10 protein-coding genes and 1 pseudogene are annotated in these 17,075 nt (G+C 54.2%); 5 read left to right on the top strand and 6 right to left on the bottom strand.

Annotated features, from left to right (window positions below; all coding sequences use genetic code 11):
• Window positions 1–31: 31 nt before the first annotated feature.
• The 3 genes from EP25_RS0109880 (at window position 32) to EP25_RS0109890 (ending at window position 7,103) form a co-directional block, all read left to right on the top strand.
• Window positions 32–580, top strand: coding sequence for a TFIIB-type zinc ribbon-containing protein (locus EP25_RS0109880; RefSeq protein WP_031433720.1), 549 nt, complete (start codon window positions 32–34; stop codon window positions 578–580).
• 209 nt (window positions 581–789) lie between these two features.
• The gene (locus EP25_RS0109885; RefSeq protein WP_031433721.1) at window positions 790–5,991 is read left to right on the top strand and encodes a DNA repair ATPase; all 5,202 of its coding nucleotides are present in this window, start codon (window positions 790–792) and stop codon (window positions 5,989–5,991) included.
• 305 nt (window positions 5,992–6,296) lie between these two features.
• A complete protein-coding gene (locus tag EP25_RS0109890) occupies window positions 6,297–7,103 on the top strand; it encodes a hypothetical protein (protein ID WP_031433722.1) in 807 nt (268 codons plus the stop codon).
• 212 nt (window positions 7,104–7,315) lie between these two features.
• On the opposite strand, the gene EP25_RS0109895 is transcribed toward EP25_RS0109890, so the two are convergent.
• A complete protein-coding gene (locus EP25_RS0109895; protein WP_031433723.1) occupies window positions 7,316–7,570 on the bottom strand; it encodes a hypothetical protein in 255 nt (84 codons plus the stop codon).
• 98 nt (window positions 7,571–7,668) lie between these two features.
• Here EP25_RS0109895 and EP25_RS0109900 point away from each other — a divergent pair, with 98 nt between their 5' ends.
• Window positions 7,669–8,076 carry a hypothetical protein gene (locus tag EP25_RS0109900; RefSeq protein WP_051906539.1) on the top strand — a complete coding sequence of 136 codons (408 nt, stop codon included), beginning with the start codon at window positions 7,669–7,671 and terminating at the stop codon, window positions 8,074–8,076.
• Window positions 8,077–8,086: 10 nt separating this feature from the next.
• Here the strand turns inward: EP25_RS0109900 and tnpA are convergent.
• From tnpA to EP25_RS0109925, 4 genes and pseudogenes are all read right to left on the bottom strand, one after another.
• Window positions 8,087–8,518: pseudogene (gene tnpA / locus EP25_RS0109910) on the bottom strand (IS200/IS605 family transposase).
• Window positions 8,519–8,574: 56 nt separating this feature from the next.
• On the bottom strand, window positions 8,575–9,654 hold the full coding sequence (locus EP25_RS0109915; protein ID WP_084191004.1) for an efflux transporter outer membrane subunit: 1,080 nt from the start codon (window positions 9,652–9,654) through the stop codon (window positions 8,575–8,577).
• A complete protein-coding gene (locus EP25_RS0109920; protein ID WP_031433726.1) occupies window positions 9,651–10,892 on the bottom strand; it encodes an efflux RND transporter periplasmic adaptor subunit in 1,242 nt (413 codons plus the stop codon). Before EP25_RS0109920 ends, EP25_RS0109915 begins: the two co-directional genes overlap by 4 nt.
• Window position 10,893: 1 nt before the next feature.
• Window positions 10,894–14,190, bottom strand: a complete 3,297-nt coding sequence (locus EP25_RS0109925) for an efflux RND transporter permease subunit (protein WP_031433727.1) — start codon at window positions 14,188–14,190, stop codon at window positions 10,894–10,896.
• Between the two features lie 587 nt (window positions 14,191–14,777).
• On the opposite strand from EP25_RS0109925, the gene EP25_RS0109930 reads away from it, so the two are divergent.
• A complete protein-coding gene (locus tag EP25_RS0109930; RefSeq protein WP_031433728.1) occupies window positions 14,778–15,101 on the top strand; it encodes a hypothetical protein in 324 nt (107 codons plus the stop codon).
• A gap of 37 nt (window positions 15,102–15,138) precedes the next feature.
• Here the strand turns inward: EP25_RS0109930 and EP25_RS24040 are convergent, their stop codons facing one another.
• Window positions 15,139–17,031: a cation:proton antiporter domain-containing protein gene (locus EP25_RS24040; protein WP_031433729.1), complete on the bottom strand. Its 1,893-nt coding sequence runs from the start codon at window positions 17,029–17,031 to the stop codon at window positions 15,139–15,141.
• Window positions 17,032–17,075: the final 44 nt, after the last annotated feature.

Genomic DNA, 17,075 nt, shown 5'->3' on the forward strand with positions numbered 1-17,075 from the left:
CAACTGGAATACAACGCAAGGAAATCCATCGATGAATTGCCCGAAATGCCAAACGCCACGCCTGAAACCTACGAAATTGGCCGCCGGATTGCCAGCGGAAGGCTGCCAGGAATGTCACGGCGCGCTGGTCGCGTTGCTGACCTATCGCGACTGGCAAGAACGTCATCCGCTAGCAGCGAAATTTACCGAAGCAACAAAGCAAACCGCCGAAATCGACGACAATGATACGAAAACGGCGCTCAATTGCCCGAAATGCGGGGGCATCATGACCAAATATCGCTTCTCGGCCCAGTCGCAGCAACGTCTCGACTTGTGCGTGCGCTGCAACGAAGTCTGGCTGGACGACGGCGAATGGAAGCTGATTCAGGCATTGTCCCTGACCGAGCAATTCACCCGTTTTTTCAACGACCGTTGGCAATTGCAGATCAAACAGGAGCACCATGCCGCATTGCAGGAAGACAAGTTCAAGACCTTATTTGGCAAAGATTATGAAGAAATCAAACGGCTGCGTGACTGGCTGGCGGGACACGCACAGCGCCGCGAAATTCTGGACTACCTGAACCGCGAAGCCGGCCTTTAACCGCCACCATCGTTCCCACATTTCGCTAAGGAATGAAGATTAAATAACTTAAATATTTCGGATTATCAACGGCGGGTTACGACGCGCCCAACGATAAGAGGATAAATTAAGGTTCATTGTGTAGCGCGTCTAACCCACCCTACACGTTTTCGTAAATTTTTAAATGATATACAAATTAATAAATTTTCATTCCTAAACACATATTCATCATGGCGACAGAGCAAACTTCATCCGACATTCAACAGGCCGTCGCCGCCGGCGGCGCCTACGACGTCATTCGCAAGCGTCTGGAGCAGCAAGGCGAGCAGTTGCAGGCCAAGATCAACCGGCTCAACGAGGCCCGCGCCGCCGAATTCGGCCAAACCGAACTGAGCGTCGTCGGCCGGGTGCGGGTGCGCACCGAAAACAACTGCGTGCCGCGCGACATCGTCCGGGTCGGCAATAAATTGATTCTGTTCGGTTACAACGTCTTCCTCGGTCTGAAGAAAGAAACCGAGGTCGGCGACGTGTTCAACCTGTACCGCCTGGTCGAAAACGGCGACGGCTTCGAGGTCGAACCTTTTAACGACAGCGGCAGCTTCCTGAACGAAAAAAAATTCGTCGCCGATTTCAAGGAGCTGTATCAATACTATAAAGACACCCGCCTGCTGTCGCTGCACGTCGTCAACGAACGCCTGCTGGCGGTGTTCCAGATCGGCCGCAAGCTGGAGGACGTGCGCGTGTTCCGCTGGCAGATCAGCGGCGATCAGGTCAACTACATCGACAACCGCGGCGAGCGCGACCGCCCTACCCCGCCGCGCTTCGACTTCGAATGGACCCCGACCCGCCGCGAGGACCATGTCCAGGGCAGCCATCCGCACATCAGCATACTCGACAAGGTGTTCGTCGAAACCATCGGCGGCGACCTGACCATCAAGGTCGAGAACAATACCGAAGACGGGCTAGGCATCTACCGCGAGCCGGTCGAGGACCAGCATCAATCCTTGGCCGATGCCGAAATCCATTACGCCGAGCTGGGATCGCTGATCCTGTTGAAGATCAAGCCTTATCGCGAGGAACATTGTCGTTATCTGGTATTCAACAGTCGCACCCAACAAGTCGACCGCATCGATGCGATCGGCCAATCCTGCGTGCAACTGCCCGAGGATCACGGCCTGGTTTTCCCCGGCGGTTATTACCTGCAAAACGGCGACAATAAGGTGTTCGACAATGCGTCGGAGGGACTACGTTTCGCCTACAGCGTCCGCTCGCCGAACGGCGAGGACGTGCTGTATGTGTTCCACGAACCGGAAGCCGGCATCAGCGCGCTATTTTCCTATAACCTGATCGACAAGACCCTGCAGAACCCGATCATCGCCCACGGCAGCTGCCTGTTCCGCGACGGCCACATGCTCGCCTTTCGCGCCGAGGACGACGAACCCACCCGGATTCATCCGATGCAGGTCTGGCAGACGCCGTATTTCCATGAGGAATACCAACTGCAGCAGCCGGTCGGGCAATCGTTTTTCGGCAAGATCGGCAACAGCGAACTGGTGCGCGGCATCTCGGATGCATATAGCTTGGTTCACGCGATCCACGCCCAGCAGGTCAGCACGGCCCATTACGAGGACCTGATCGCCGCCGGCCAGCGCATGTTCGACGCCTACCATTGGCTGCATGCACCCGAAGTCGAGGCGATCGGCGACGATATACAAACCCTTTGCCAGACCGCCGAACTGGTGCTGGATGAATTCGAAAAGGTCAGCAGCATCCGCAAGCAGAGCGGACAGGCGCTGGCCGAGGCGCAAACGCGCCAGCAGCAGTTGCTCGACAACCTGTATATCGACAGCTGGCGAAAGCCGCAGGAATACGTCGACGCCCTCGACGGCCTGCGCCGGCAACTGGGCCACCTGAATACGATCAAGGAGCTGCGTTATATCGATCTGGCCGCGGTCGAAACACTGCGCCAGGAAATCGACGCCGCGCTGGACCGGGTCGGCCAGGCGACGGTCAAGTTTTTGAGCGAGGCGAGCGCGCTACAGGTCTATCACGACGCCATCGCCGACTGTCTGCAGCGCTTGGACAAGGCCCAGGCCACGATCGATATCGAACCGCTGGCCGAGCAACTGGAGCAGATGAGCGTCGCTCTGGACCTGCTCAACGAAACGCTGGCCGGCATCAAGGTCCACGACACCCAGGTTCGCACGGCTATTCTGCAAGCGCTGTCGGAGCTGTACGGCAAGCTGAATCAGGCCAAGGCGCAGACCCGGCATAAGAGCAAGAGCTTCCGCTCCGAGGAGGCGGTCGCCGAATTCGCCGCGCAATTCAAACTGTTCTCGCAAAGCATTAACAGCGCGCTGGAAACGGTGGCGACGCCGCTGCAATGCGACGACCAACTGTCGCGCTTGTCGACCCAATTGGAAGAACTGGAAAGCCGTTTCGCCGATTTCGACGAATTTCTCGGCGACATCGTGCGCCAGCGCGAGCAACTGTTCGAAGCCTTCCAAAGCCGCAAACAGGCCTTGCTGGACGAAAGGCAGCGGCGCAGCCAGAACATCGGCACGGCGATCGAGCGCATCCTCGACACCGTGCGCCGCCGCAGCCAAAGCTTTCAGGAAGCCGACGCCCTGAACACCTATCTGGCCTCGGACCCGATGATCCTGAAGTTGCGCCAGTTGATCGAGCAATTGCGCGAGCTGGAAGCCAGTGTTCAGGCCGACGACGCCGAAGCCAAGTTGAAGACGATCCAAGAGCTGGCGCTGCGCTCGCTGCGCGACCGGCAGGACATCTTCGAGGCCGACGGCAACGTCATCCGGCTGGGCAAACATCGTTTCAGCGTCAACCGGCAAAACCTCGACCTGACCCTGATCAACCGTCAGGGGCAATTGGTCTGGCATTTGATCGGCACCGATTTCTATCAGGCGGCCGACGAACCGCGCCTGAACGAACTGCGCGACTTCTGGCAACAAAGCCTGATTTCGGAAACCGAGCGGGTCTATCGCGGCGAATTCCTCGCCGCGTCGATTTTGCACAGCGCCGAGCAAAGCCGGGACGGCTTGAGCCTGGACACGCTTTACACGGCCCTGCCGGTGGAAGGCGAGCTGTTGCGGATCGTGCGCCAATACACCACACCGCGCTTTCAGGAAGGTTACGAAAAAGGCATCCACGACAGCGACGCCTGCGCGATCCTGAAACTGTTGCTGCCGCTGTTGCAAAGCGTCGGCCTGCTGCGCTACACGCCGGAGCAACGGGCGCTGGCCCTGGCCTTCTGGCGTTTCGCCGGAATTGACGACGAACAAAAACAAAACTGGCAGCGCCAGGCGCAAAGCGCCGCGCGACTGCTACAATCGTTGGGCAGCCGACAGGCCCTGGAAGTATTGAGCCAGGAACTGTCTACCGCGATCGCTGAATTTCTAAAGTGGCAAGCGCTGCCGCTCGGCGAATGCGACGCGGCCGCCGAGTATTTATGCGCCGAATTGTCCGAATCGGTGACCGCCTTCGCCACCAGTCAGTCGGGCCGAAAGCTGGCCGAGCAATTGCTGGAGCACCTCGGCAACATCGGCCACCGCGCCGAATACCAGGCCGCGCTACAACATGCGCAAAGCCGATTGCCGCTGCAGTGGCGGCTGACCGAAGCCTGGCTGCAAGGCCTGCTTGAACAGAGACAGGACGATCATCTGCGACGTTTCATCCCGGAAGCGGTGATGATCGTCCTCGCCGACAACACGATCGAACGCCAACACAACACCGCGGCGCTCGATTGCACTATCGAGGAACTGATTGGCGAGCACCCGCGCATCCGCGAACGCAAGCTGACGCTCAGCGTCGACGAATTCGGCGCCCGCCTCAGCCATCACCGCGAGGTCATCTGTCCCGGCTTCCGCCAGTATCAAGATCTACGCCAAAGCCTGACCGAACGGCAACGGGCCACGCTGCATCTGGACAGTTTTCGCGCCCAGCCGTTGACCTCGTTCGTGCGCAACCAATTGATCAACGACGTCTACCTGCCTCTGATCGGCGACAACCTGGCCAAGCAAATGGGCACGGTCGGCGACAACAAGCGCACCGACCTGATGGGGTTGCTGTTGCTGATCTCCCCGCCCGGCTACGGCAAGACCACGTTGATGGAATATGTAGCCAACCGCCTCGGCCTGATTTTCATGAAAATCAACTGTCCCTCGCTGGGCCACCAGGTGCATTCGCTGGACCCGTCGCAGGCGCCCAACGCCACCGCCGCGCAGGAGCTGGAAAAGCTCAATCTGGGCCTGGAAATGGGCAACAACGTCATGCTCTATCTCGACGACATCCAGCATACCCATGCCGAATTTCTGCAGAAATTCATCTCGTTGTGCGACGGCTCGCGGCGCATCGAGGGGGTCTGGCGAGGACAGAGCAAGACCTACGACCTGCGCGGCAAGAAATTCTGCGTGATCATGGCCGGCAACCCCTACACCGAATCGGGCGAGGTGTTCAAGATCCCCGACATGCTGGCCAACCGCGCCGACATCTACAATCTCGGCGACGTATTGTCCGGCAACGACGCCGTTTTCGCGCAGAGCTACCTGGAAAACAGCCTGACCTCCAACGCCGTATTGCAACCGCTGGCGATGCGCTCGATGGCCGACGTCTACCGCTTCATTCGCCTGGCGCAAGGGGAAAACATCGCCAGCAGCGATTTCGAGCATGGTTATTCCGGTTCGGAGAGCAACGAGATCGTCGCCGTGCTGAAGAACCTGCTGAAGGTCCGCGACGTCGTGCTGGCCGTCAATCAACAGTACATCGCCTCGGCGGCCCAGGACGATCGCTATCGCAGCGAACCGCCGTTCAAGCTACAGGGCAGCTACCGCAACATGAACAAGATGGCGGAAAAAATCACGGCGATTTTGAACGAGGAGGAACTGCAGGCGATCATCAGCGACCATTACGTCGGCGAGGCGCAGACGCTGACGCGCGGCGCCGAGGAAAACCTGTTGAAGCTAAAGCAAATTCGCGGCGTGCTATCGGACGAGGAAAGCGTGCGCTGGGAAACCATCAAAAACGAATACGCCCGCCGCAACCGGCTTGGCGACGCCGACGATCCGGCTCAACAGTTGGTCAATCAGTTGTCCTATATCAGCGACAAACTGGCCGCGATCGGCGAACGCCTGCAATCCCCTTCCCCTATGCTCGAGCTGAACCGGGAAGTCGCCGCGCTGCGCGAGCAACTGGGCCGCAAGGACATGCAGGTCGAGGTGATCAATCATCCGCAACCCGGCGTCGACCAGGCGCTACAGAAAATGGCCGAATTGTTCGAGGTCGCCTTCATGCCGGTGTTCTCGGCGATGGAACACAAGATCAAGATGGAACACGACATCTGGGACCGGGTTAAGGAATTGAACGAGGAATTCGATGCCTTGCGCAAGAATTTGAAGGAGCGAAAAGGCGATGGATAATGCGGAAATTTGAACTTCATTTGACAACCCGTCAAATGAGTCATGTGCCATAAATATCACGGTTCGATCCGTTGCGGCTAGTTCGATAAAAATTCTGAATGGCCGCAATTGAACGAACAACAGACAATGATAATTTAAACGTTGGAGTTATCCATATCTGGTTAACATGTCAAAAATGTAAGTTATCCCGTTTAGATAAATGCGGCGTCCAGTAAATTTTGTTCTCAGACTGCTATCTAGCCTGTAAGATATGCAGACCTAGATAATAACTTGGGCCGTGTAGACAACACAGGATCGACCACAAGATGGAAGTTTTCGGAGAGAAGTGGATAGAGAGGGCGAAAAAAGTCACGGATGTTGATTCGTGGGCTTATAACGTTATACGCAGCATAGATACTACAGGTGGCATTTATCTCAATACGCTACGTATTTGGTGTGAGCAGTTCCCTACAACAAATAAGCAAAAGAAGCCATTAAAGCAACGTATCGAGAGTTTCTCTAATGTAGATCACCTTGGCGGAGTAAATGAGCTATCGTGGTGGAAATTTCTGCTGAGTAGCAATCTTGGCGCAGAACCAGTGCCTACTACAACCAGTCCACGTCCTGATTTTAAGGTGCTTACACCGACAGAGTTCTTCATCGAAGTAACAACTCTGAATATTTCTGACAGTGAAAAGAAGAAGTTAGAAGCTGATGGAGCTGTTCCGCTTGATCACATGGAAACTCTCCGTCGCATTTTGCTCAAATCCACCAACGACAAATGCGAACAGATCGCCTTCGCGAGTGTCGAGCGAAGGCCATGCTGTTTAGTGCTATTCGATTACACAATATGGAGTGGATATGGTACTCAGCTATTTATGTATTTGGCGAGCTATTTACTTGGTAAGCAATGTGGGTTCCAAGATCTTCCTGTCGAGCTGTCCGCTCTTATTTACGTTGAGCGCAAAGTGATGGATGGGCGCATTGGACTAAGTCTTGATAGGTCAGCCGTTTACTACAATCCGAACGCTGCGCACCCTCTTGCGATAGGAACATTCACAGCACTGCGGCAGTTCTGGTATCAAACTGTGGAAGTAGAACCGCAGTCTGCGAATCACTGGGTATGGTTGTGATTTTTGCCAAGAGCTGGCCTAACCTGCGGGTCAACTTGACCGTCAAACGCTTCGCTCCTATCGTCGCAAAGCATTTGCCGTCAAGTTACCCTTGGCGATATACATCGTAGCGATAGGAGCGAAAATGAGCGAATTTAACGGAGTGCACACCATAATCCTACGTTCGGACATTCCAGCGGGGGAACGAAAATTACTTTCCAAGTATTTTAAAGTCATATCGTCTGGTCAAGAAAATGATTTCTTATATCTTGACGGTGTAAAAGTAGATGCTTCACACCACACGTACATCGAAATTGAAATAGAAAATCCAAAGAATCAGAGAGTTTTTGTACTTCGGCTTCCGCACTCTTTTGTTTTTCTTCTCGACGCTTCTGATAGTATTCATGTTGCCTTGCACTAGCTTCAATAAATTCATCTATGGTTATCCGGTCTTTGAATCCGAAGTCAGGAGCCTCTTTGTCTGCCATGATAGTTTCCTCAAAAATGTATAACCACAAAATCAACTGCGATCTCCGCTACGCTCCGACGCGTTATTTGGGCGATATGTTCTACCCGGATTTGAAGCGTGAGAGGTAACGTCATCTCCTACATTGAGATGTGCCAGAAAGAAGGCACGAGCCTTCAGCGTGGCATGAATTTCCGTCTGAAAGGACACCATTCGGTCATCCTTATGTCCGTTCGCCCCAATTCCCCGTATCGTGACGAGGTGCAAGATGACGGGGCCGTGCTCATCTACGAAGGGCATGATGAACCGAAACGCAAGGGCGTTTCAGATCCAAAATCTCTCGATCAACCTGAACGGCAACCCGGTGGCACGCTTACCGAGAACGGCAAATTTCATCAGGCTGCACAACAGTTCAAGGCTGGTAAAAAGGGCCCTGATATTGTTCAGGTCTACGAAAAACTAAACAACCACCCGCTCAAGCGGGTGGGTTCCAATAACGGACTGAAAGTCCGGATACGCGTCGACTAAACGACGCGTCTTAGTCGGGCTCCATCTTGAAATTATCGTTTGGATTAGGTTCAAAGTGATGCTCCAAATATTGCTTTATCATCTCATCAGTCATTTGCCCCACTGTGGCGCAAAAATAACCGCGGGCTCAAAAATGTCGACCCCAATATCGCTTTTTCAAGTGCGGGAACTCTTCGAACAGATAGCTCGAAGTTCGTCCCTTGATTCGCCTCATGATTTCGCTTGGGGCCATAGTCGGCGGCGCACTCACCAAAATGTGCACATGATCTTTGCTCACGACACCTTTGATAATCCGTATCTCAAAGGCTTCGCATGTCTGCCGCACCAAGTCTCTCACTCGTTCGGCTATTTCATCCTTCAGCACTTTATAACGATACTTCGTAACCCAAACAAAATGATACTCAATTTGGTAAACCGTATGGCTGCCGTATCTATAGTCCATCGCCACCTCCTTGGGCAAATTATCGCAGCTAAAGCTGACCGGCTAAAGCCGGTGGTTTAAACCTTATGATGGATAATTAAATCAAAACCGTTACTCTCGTAGCCACCGCCGAAATTAAACGAAACATTGGGAAAAAACGCGGCGCGGGCGATGCCGATTACGCGATTGGCCTCGGCCATTTCGCGCTCCATGGCGGCGATGTCCGGACGGCGCTCCAACAAACGGGCCGGCAATGTCTTAGGAACGTTGAAATCGACCAACTGCAAGCGATCGACCGGTTCTATGTGAAAACCGGCCGGCGCCCGGTTGACCAGAATCGCGAGTGCGTGTTCCGTCACTTGGCGACTGGCCTGAATTTTCAGCGCCTTGCTCTGGGTACTGGAAAGCAAATATTGGGCACGGGCAACGTCGACCGCCGAAGCGATGGCGCCTTCGAATTGGGTTTTAATAATCTCCATGGATTTTTGATAATAGGCTATCGACCGGCGATAAATAGCACTCTGGGCGTCGTAGCCGCGCAAAGTGAAATAAGTATCGGCGATTTCCGCCTGCAGACTGAGACGGGCCAAGGCATAGTCGGCAGCACGCTGTTGGGCGCGGTAGGTTTCAGCCCGGGTCTCGTTGCGGATCGCCGACCAGAAATCCGGCTCCCAGGAGGCGATGCCGCCGCTTGAGACGCTCGAATCGTGAATGGGGTCGTCCTCGCTACGGAACAAAGTGTGTTCCGACGCCTTATTGTTGGAAGCGTTAAATTCCAGGCCGATTTGCGGCAGCAAGCGCGAACGCACTTTCATCATGACATCGCGGGCCTGGACGAAGCGTTCTGCGGCGGCTTGCAAATCCGGATTGGTCGCGACCGCCTCCGTTTCCAGCCGATTCAACACAGGATCGTTAAAGACTCGCCACCAATCCTTACGCAATTTATTGTCGGCCGGCTCGGCTTTGACAAAGGGACTTGTGCCCTGCCAGGAATCCGGCACGACGAATTGCGGCGGTTGATAAGACGGCGCCAAGTCGAATGCCGGACCGTTTACGCAGGCCGTCAGGGACAGCCCCAGCAACATGGCCGCGGCCAACCGCCCATACTGTACGCTGCGGCGCGCGCCAATTGCTTTGCTTGTTGCAAACCGCTTCATTCCGTTTCCTCCGGTTCAGGGCCCTCCACCGCTCCTGGCGCCGACGCTTGTTGATCGGACCGGGCGGAGACGATGTATCCGGGCGCGGGTTTAACGATGCGCACTTTGTCGCCTTCCAGCAAAGCCGCGCTGGGATTGTTGACAATCCGGTCGGTCTTGGCGATGCCTTCGCTGATTTCGAAAGCGGCATCCAAAATCTTGCTTACCTTGATCGGCTTGAAGTGGATCCGGTTGTCGTCGGTCACCACCGCCACCGCCGCCCCTTGTTCCTGAAACACCATGGCACTGGACGGGATGATGAGCATGTTTTTCTCGGTCGGCGCGGTCAACCGCACGGAGGCGTAAGAGCCGGGCCAGAGCGCCTGGTCCTGGTTATCGATGATAAATTCGGTCACCGCGGTACGGGTATTGATGTCGAACCCGCGCGCCACGGTCAGAAATTTGGCGGTGAAATGCCGGTTGGGAAATTGCGGCACCGTCACATCGGCGGTAAGCCCCGGCTGCAGGAACGGTCCGAAAGATTCCGGAACGTTCACGAATAGGCGCATCCGATGGATGTCGGCCACGGTGAAGAGGTTACTGATCGCGCCCGGCGTACTAATGGTTCCTTCCTTGTTGACGTAGTCGCCAACGTTGATGTTGCGCACGGTGACGATGCCGTCGTAGGGCGCGACGATCGTTTTGAAGCGGATCATCGCTTCGAAATTTTTGACGTTCTGCTCGGCCGCCTTGACCGCCGCCGCCTGGACTTTGGCTTCCGCGACCTTGACCGAAATCGATTGCTCCGAGACGGCGTGAGACGCTTGCATGTTGAGATAGCGTTTGGCCGTCAATTCCGCCAGGGAATATTTGGCACGCTCCGACTCCAAGTCGGCCTTGGCTTGGCGAAATTGCGCATCCAGCGCCGGCGCATTGATTTTGGCGAGCACGTCGCCCTTTTTAACCTTGGCGCCGTAGTCCTTGTACCACATGTGGACGTAGCCGGAGACTTGAGCGTAGATCGGGGCCTCGAACCAAGCCTGAATATTGCCCGGAAGAGTAATGGTCTCGGTCGGCTCGGTCGTCGTGGCATAGGTAACGGCAACCGTCGGAATTGACGATTTCAGCGTTTCCTCGCGTAACGCGGCCGCATTGAGTTTGCTTTCGAATGCCCGATAGCCTAAGTATGCGACGACCAGTAATATTGCGACGATAAATCCTTTCCCACGCAAAAACTGTGCTTTCTTTGACGAATTCATATTAACAAGTCTCCTGTTGACGGGCCGGACGCCGGCTGTAAATGATGGCATACACACAAGGTACGAAAAGCACCGTAAACACGGTGGCGACCGCAAGCCCGCCCATGACTGCGCGTCCTAGCGGCGCGTTCTGCGAATTTCCGATCGCCATCGGCAACATGCCGATAATCATCGCCGAGGCGGTCATTAACACCGGGCGAATACGGGCAACGCCGGCTTCAATAGCCGCCTTCAGCGCGTCCCCGTGCAATTCGAAGCGTTCCCGGGCATAGGCGACGACCAGAATGGAATTGGCCGTCGCCGTCCCCATGGTCATGATCGCGCCGGTCAGCGCCGGCGTGGAAAGATTGGTATGGGTCAGGAACAAGATCCAGGCGATGCCCGCCAGTGCGCCGGGCAAGGCCGAAATAATAATGAAAGGATCGAGCCATGACTGAAAGTTGATCACGATTAACAGGTACACCAACACGATTGCCGCAACCAAGCCGATCCCCATTTCTCCGAAAGTATTGCGCATGGATTCGGCCTGCCCGTGCACGGCAAGTTCGGCGCTGTGCGGCATGTCGGGCTCCATCTCGTGCGCGATTTTTTCGACATCCTCGAGCACGGCGCCGAGATCCCGGCCTTCGGGCGACACATATATGTCGAACAACGGCATAATGTTGCCATGCGTGACCACTCCCGGCGTTCCGACCGCCGACAGCTTGGCGACATTACCGAGCAGTTCCGGATCCTGTTTCGAGGCCCCACCTTCATCCTTGTCCACCGGCACGGTCAACAAATCGTTCAGGCTGGTAAGCTGCGCTTGCGGCGTGTAGACATTGATCCGATAGGACATGCCGGTGCTGCGGTCAAGCCAATACTGCTGATCGACTTGCTGGCTGCCGGCCGTTGTCATCAGCAGATTGTCGCCGAAATCCTTCTGGCTCAGGTTAAGCCCCAGCCCGAACGAACGGTTGGCCTTAACTAGCATGGTTGGCGTCCGCATCGTCTGCTGGATCACCACGTCGGCGGCGCCAGGTATTTTCCGGAGCTTGCCGGCCAGTTTGCGGGCAAATTCGTAGTTGTCGTCCATATCGGGCCCGTTAATTTGCACGTCTATCGGCGCCGGGGACCCGAAATTCAGAATTTTCGCGGTCAAATCGGACGGCTGAAAGGTAAATTCCGTACCGGGGTAACGCTCCTTCAGGCCTTGCCGGAGAATTCGCCGATAATCCCAGACCGGCGACTTCTCGTCCGTCAACGAAATGGTCAAATCGCAGTCCTGAGAGCCGATCGTGGGGGTCGGGATGAAGGCGAGATTATGCGGCCCGACCGGGAGTCCGCAATTACTGATAACGCCTTCGACCTTGCCCGGCAGCAATTCGGCAATGTCTTTCGACACCAGCGAGGCAATGCGGCTGGAGACTTCGATACGGGTACCCAACGGCGCGCGCATGTGCATCTGCAAGGCTCCCGATTTGATCTCGGGAAAAAAGTCTCTGCCGTTAAAGTAGAACAGCACACACGAAACCAGTGCCAGCACCAGTGAGACCGATACGAAGGTGCCGCGATGGGCGATGGTTCGTTCGAGAAGATTTTTATAGCGCTCGCGGAACCTGTTAAATCCCGCTTCGAATCGCTGCTGGATACGGCCGAAAAAATGGTGGGAACGCTCCTCCTCGTATTCGGGATCCGGCAGGGCTTCAGCGAAATGGGTGCCGCGTATGTTGGCCAAAGCCTCTTCCTCGGATTCCAGGTTGGTCAGCTCGTATACGGCTTCGGCATCCTTGTCGTACTCGGGGTGCCCGGGGTGGGGATGCGCCTCCGGAGCGTTGTGATCGACCAAAAGGTACTTCGCCATGGTCGGCAACAGAGTAAAGGACAAGAGAAATGACGCCAACATCGCGAAGATAATGGCTTCGGCCATCGGCATGAACAACCATCCCGAGACCCCGCTCAGTTCGAACAGCGGAAACCAAACGATGGCGATAGCCAACGTCGCCACGAACGTCGGCAACACGATTTGGTTGGCGGCGTCGATGATGGCGGTCTCAAGCGGCTTGCCCATGGCCTGATGCGTATCGATATTTTCGATCATGACCGTCGCGTTGTCGACCAGAATCCCGACCGCCAGAGCCAGACCGCCTAAGGTCATGACGTTAATCGACTGGCCGATGGCGTGCAAAACGATGAGCGATGCCAGAATGGAAAGCGGAATCGTGGCCGCCACGATCACGGTGGCCCGCCAGGAACCCAGCAAAAGCAACACGATAACCCCTACCAGCGCAGCCGCAGTTAACATTTCGTGGACGACATCGGAAATGGAATCCTTAACGAAAGTCGAAGCATCGTTGATGAGTTTGATTTTCACGCTTTCGGGGACGACTTTTTCGATACGCGGGATCATCTCCTTAATCCCGTCGACCACTTCCAGCGTCGATGCTTCGCTGCTTTTCATCACAACAATCATCACCGACTGCTTGCCGTCCACCAGCACCGAGTTCGTTTGCACCCGGCCGGCAAGGCGAACATCTGCGACGTCGTGCAAGTAAATGTATGCATTACCTTCGCGCTTGATCGGAATGTTGCTGAAATCCTCGAGTTTGAGCGCCGAGGCATTGGTCAACACAATCCAGTCGGTGGCCTGGATTTTCTGATCACCGCCCGGCAACACCAGGTTCTGGGAACTGAGCGCCTTGTGCACGTCGGCCGGCGTCAGATGGCGGGCCAGCAATTTTTGCTGGTCGAGATTGACCATGATCTGCATGTCCTGACCGCCGTACGGATGCGGCAAAATAGCCCCCGGAACCGTGACCAACAAGGGCCGGATACGCATGATGGCGAGGTTGAACAGCTCGGCCGGGGTCAATTTATCGGAGGTGATTTGCAGCGTCGCCACCGGGACCGAAGAAGGCGCCAGACGCATGATCATCGGCGGCGAAATATCCGGCGGCAGCGCTTTGACCACGGTTTGCGCGATCGCGGCAATATCGGCCTCGGCACCGGCCAGTTCGACCTCGTCCTGCATGAAAATATTAATAATGCTGCTGCCGAAATACGAGTGGCTCTGGATGTATTTAATCCCTTCCACCGTCGAGGTTAAAAAGCGCTCGAAAATATAGGTAATGCGTCCTTCGACGTCCTTCGGCAACAAACCGTCGTAGGCCCAGACGACCGAAGTCACAGGAATCTTGATGTTTGGAAAAACGTCGGTGGGCGTTTTTAATACCGATTGAATTCCGAACAACACGATCAGAATTGATAACACAACGAATGTATAGGGCCTGCGTAAGGCGATTACGACGAGCTTATTCATGCTTATGGCATCCGTGATTGATTGAGTCAGTGATCGATCGGCCATGGTTATCGGTCGGCGGAACCAAAACCATCAGCCAATCAATGTGTGCTCAACTAAGCAATGTGCGTACCAATTTTTATTCTGATAATAATCAATTGGTTATAACTTCATCTGCACTCCCAGCAAACAAAGTGGGGAATATTAACCGATTGCGGACGGTGATTTTTACCCACCGCCGTCAACTTGGAATCGAAAGAGTCGCGCAACAAAACGCATCAAAAGGGTCGCGCATCAAAAGGGTCGTCCTCGATTGGTCGTTCAATCGGCGTCCTCGAAGCCTTCGTCTACGACGGCAACAGCCCACTGACCACCCGTTGCCACTTTGATACCTGGGGTAACGTCTGCCAATACAGCGCCCAGACTTCGCAATAGCAACACTAACTAATATGGCCGAACTGAATCTATTATTTTTAGTTTCAATCCAAACTAACAGTTGAAACTTTCACTACAAGTTCGGTGTTTCGTCTTTCCAGCGGAAATTATTCTTTTAGGCCTTAAACTGGCTAAAATAGCACTTTAAGCAGCGAGCATTTGAATCTACCCCGATGGCAAAACGCGAACTTCCCGAAAACTGGCAGAAATCCGACAAGAGCCTGCGCGCGATTCAAATCGCCTTCGAATTCGGCGCCGGCATATCCGAGCGCATACGCCGGGAAGCCAACCGGAACGGCTTGAGCACTTCCGATCAAATCCGTAAGATCATTCAGCTCGACGTCAAACCACCCAAGCGGCCACGCCTGACCGTGTCGCTGACGCCCGAGGACTACCAACAATTGGCCGAGCGTTATCGGATTCCGGTCGACGATAAACCAGCGATTCGGGAAGCGGTGCGCCGGGAACTGATCGAGTTTGCCGAACGCCATTCCTGACAGAACGGTTACGTCCTTGAAATACGTCATAGGATTATTACATTTCGACGTTCTCGATACGCTCGCTGTCGATGATACGCAAACGATGTTGCAATTCCGGCAGAATTTTACTCAACCGACCGATGTCTTTAACCGATAAGCGTAATAAAGTAGCATGAGTCTTGGCCTTGACCGTCGCCGAGCGCCTCGTGTCTTGCAATAGAGCGTGTACGCCGACCACGCAGCCTTCGCGCAATTCGGCCAAATGTTCTTGTTCCCCATGCCGGTTCCGCTTATAGACGTCCAGCCGGCCGCCGACCAAGATGTAAACGGAATGGCCTTTATCGCCTTGATGAAAAATATTGTCGCCGGGTAAGAAATTTATGTACTGCGCGCTGCCAGCCATTTTTTTCAGCTCTTGTTCCGGCAACCCCTGGAAAAACGGCACATTGTTAATCCAATCGTCCCGCCTATTCAGACTTAATACCGCCTTCACGATCGGCAATTTCTTCAAGGCGACGCGCAAACGCTCGTCGATACGTTTATAGACCTTGGTACTGACTTTTCCTGCCTCGTGTTCTTCGTTGATCAGCCTGAGTGAATATTTCAACGCGATCTTTTGAAACAACAAATAATCATACTGATGATAGAAATCGCTGTAATATTTGGAGAATTCCAGCAAACGCATCTGCCTGGAGCGCAAGCGGTTTTGATACACCTTTTTGAGTTGATAATATTGGAACAGATCGAGTGAGCGTTCGTATTCCTTGATGACTTTCAAGCCGGCATGGGCCATCAAAACGCCGGCTATATTATGCTGAACTTTGTTGGCGAACCGCAGTTTCTGATACTTGATCAATATCGGTTGAGTCCAATCATACTGCCCTAACAGCTGAATGATCCGCCATTCCATACGGATAAAAATGTTTTTCTTCGGGACAGTTTTTTTCTTGAGTTGCTGTAGTTCCTCGAAACTGCGTTCCAAGTCGTGGTGCAGCAAATCCCTGTAGGTCAGATAGGTGTAATAATTCAACAAGCCGATATCATGCAGAAATTCCAATTCTTCCCGCTCCGCATGGATGGCGTTTTTGCGCACGAATTCCAAGCGCTGGGAAGGCGTCAACTCCTTAATATTGATCTCCAGTTCTTTTTGCATGGAGTTCCCTATCGTGTGTTTTATTTCCTTATCCAGCAAATGCATTTGCGAAAATTGGTGCAATACAGCATCGACGGCCGTGTTCACTCTTTCCAGATTGTGTCTCAATTCCACCGTTTCGGGAAACGTCAAGGTGTCGATTTTCAACCATGAAATCAAGTAGCGAATGGTCGACGCATTCATTAACAAACTGACCAGCACCACGCCTAAGGTCAATTCGAACAGCAAGGGTTTTGCCGGCAATGAATCCGGAATAGTTAATACGATGGCAATCGCCAAACCTCCCTTTAAACCGCCCCACCACATAATATGCTGGCTGCTAATGTCGATGGCGGGAAATTTAAACAACTTGGTCGTCATCGGCAGAAACAGATAAACGCTGATGGCGCGGGCAATGGCCACAGCCACAACGGCGTAAAGTATCGCTTCCCAATAGTGGGCCAGGGTAATGATATCGATGGACATGCCGATCAACAAAAACAACAATGAGTTACATATCAATACGATGACATCCCAGGTTGTGTAAACGGCTTCCGTCGTTTCGGCGGAAAGACGCATCAAGCCGGTCGCATTTAGGCAGATAGCCGCAGTCAATACCGCCATGACGCCTGACACCTGAAAGGCATGTTCCGCCAAAACGAAACAAAGATAGGGAATAACAATGGAAAAGACGACGGGTATGGCCAAATCCTCGTGGTACAGCTTGACCATCAATTCGCTGGTAGGTATGGCGATCAAAACGCCTACGGCGATGCCGCCTAAAAACACGCGAAAAAACTCGGGAACCGCCGGCAAGGCCGTGCCATAAGAAAATTCGGGCAGCTAGATCATGCTTAATA

Source organism: Methylomarinum vadi (assembly GCF_000733935.1).
In the GTDB taxonomy this organism is placed as follows: Bacteria; Pseudomonadota; Gammaproteobacteria; order Methylococcales; family Methylomonadaceae; genus Methylomarinum; species Methylomarinum vadi.

What these genes read in the sequence shown, in the direction of transcription:
- EP25_RS0109915 (WP_084191004.1), bottom strand. Translation starts at nt 9,654, where the DNA reads ATGAAGCGGTTTGCAACAAGCAAAGCAATTGGCGCGCGCCGCAGCGTA.
- EP25_RS0109880 (WP_031433720.1), top strand. Translation starts at nt 32, where the DNA reads ATGAATTGCCCGAAATGCCAAACGCCACGCCTGAAACCTACGAAATTG.
- EP25_RS0109930 (WP_031433728.1), top strand. Translation starts at nt 14,778, where the DNA reads ATGGCAAAACGCGAACTTCCCGAAAACTGGCAGAAATCCGACAAGAGC.
- EP25_RS0109925 (WP_031433727.1), bottom strand. Translation starts at nt 14,190, where the DNA reads ATGAATAAGCTCGTCGTAATCGCCTTACGCAGGCCCTATACATTCGTT.
- EP25_RS0109890 (WP_031433722.1), top strand. Translation starts at nt 6,297, where the DNA reads ATGGAAGTTTTCGGAGAGAAGTGGATAGAGAGGGCGAAAAAAGTCACG.
- EP25_RS0109885 (WP_031433721.1), top strand. Translation starts at nt 790, where the DNA reads ATGGCGACAGAGCAAACTTCATCCGACATTCAACAGGCCGTCGCCGCC.
- EP25_RS0109920 (WP_031433726.1), bottom strand. Translation starts at nt 10,892, where the DNA reads ATGAATTCGTCAAAGAAAGCACAGTTTTTGCGTGGGAAAGGATTTATC.
- EP25_RS0109895 (WP_031433723.1), bottom strand. Translation starts at nt 7,570, where the DNA reads ATGGCAGACAAAGAGGCTCCTGACTTCGGATTCAAAGACCGGATAACC.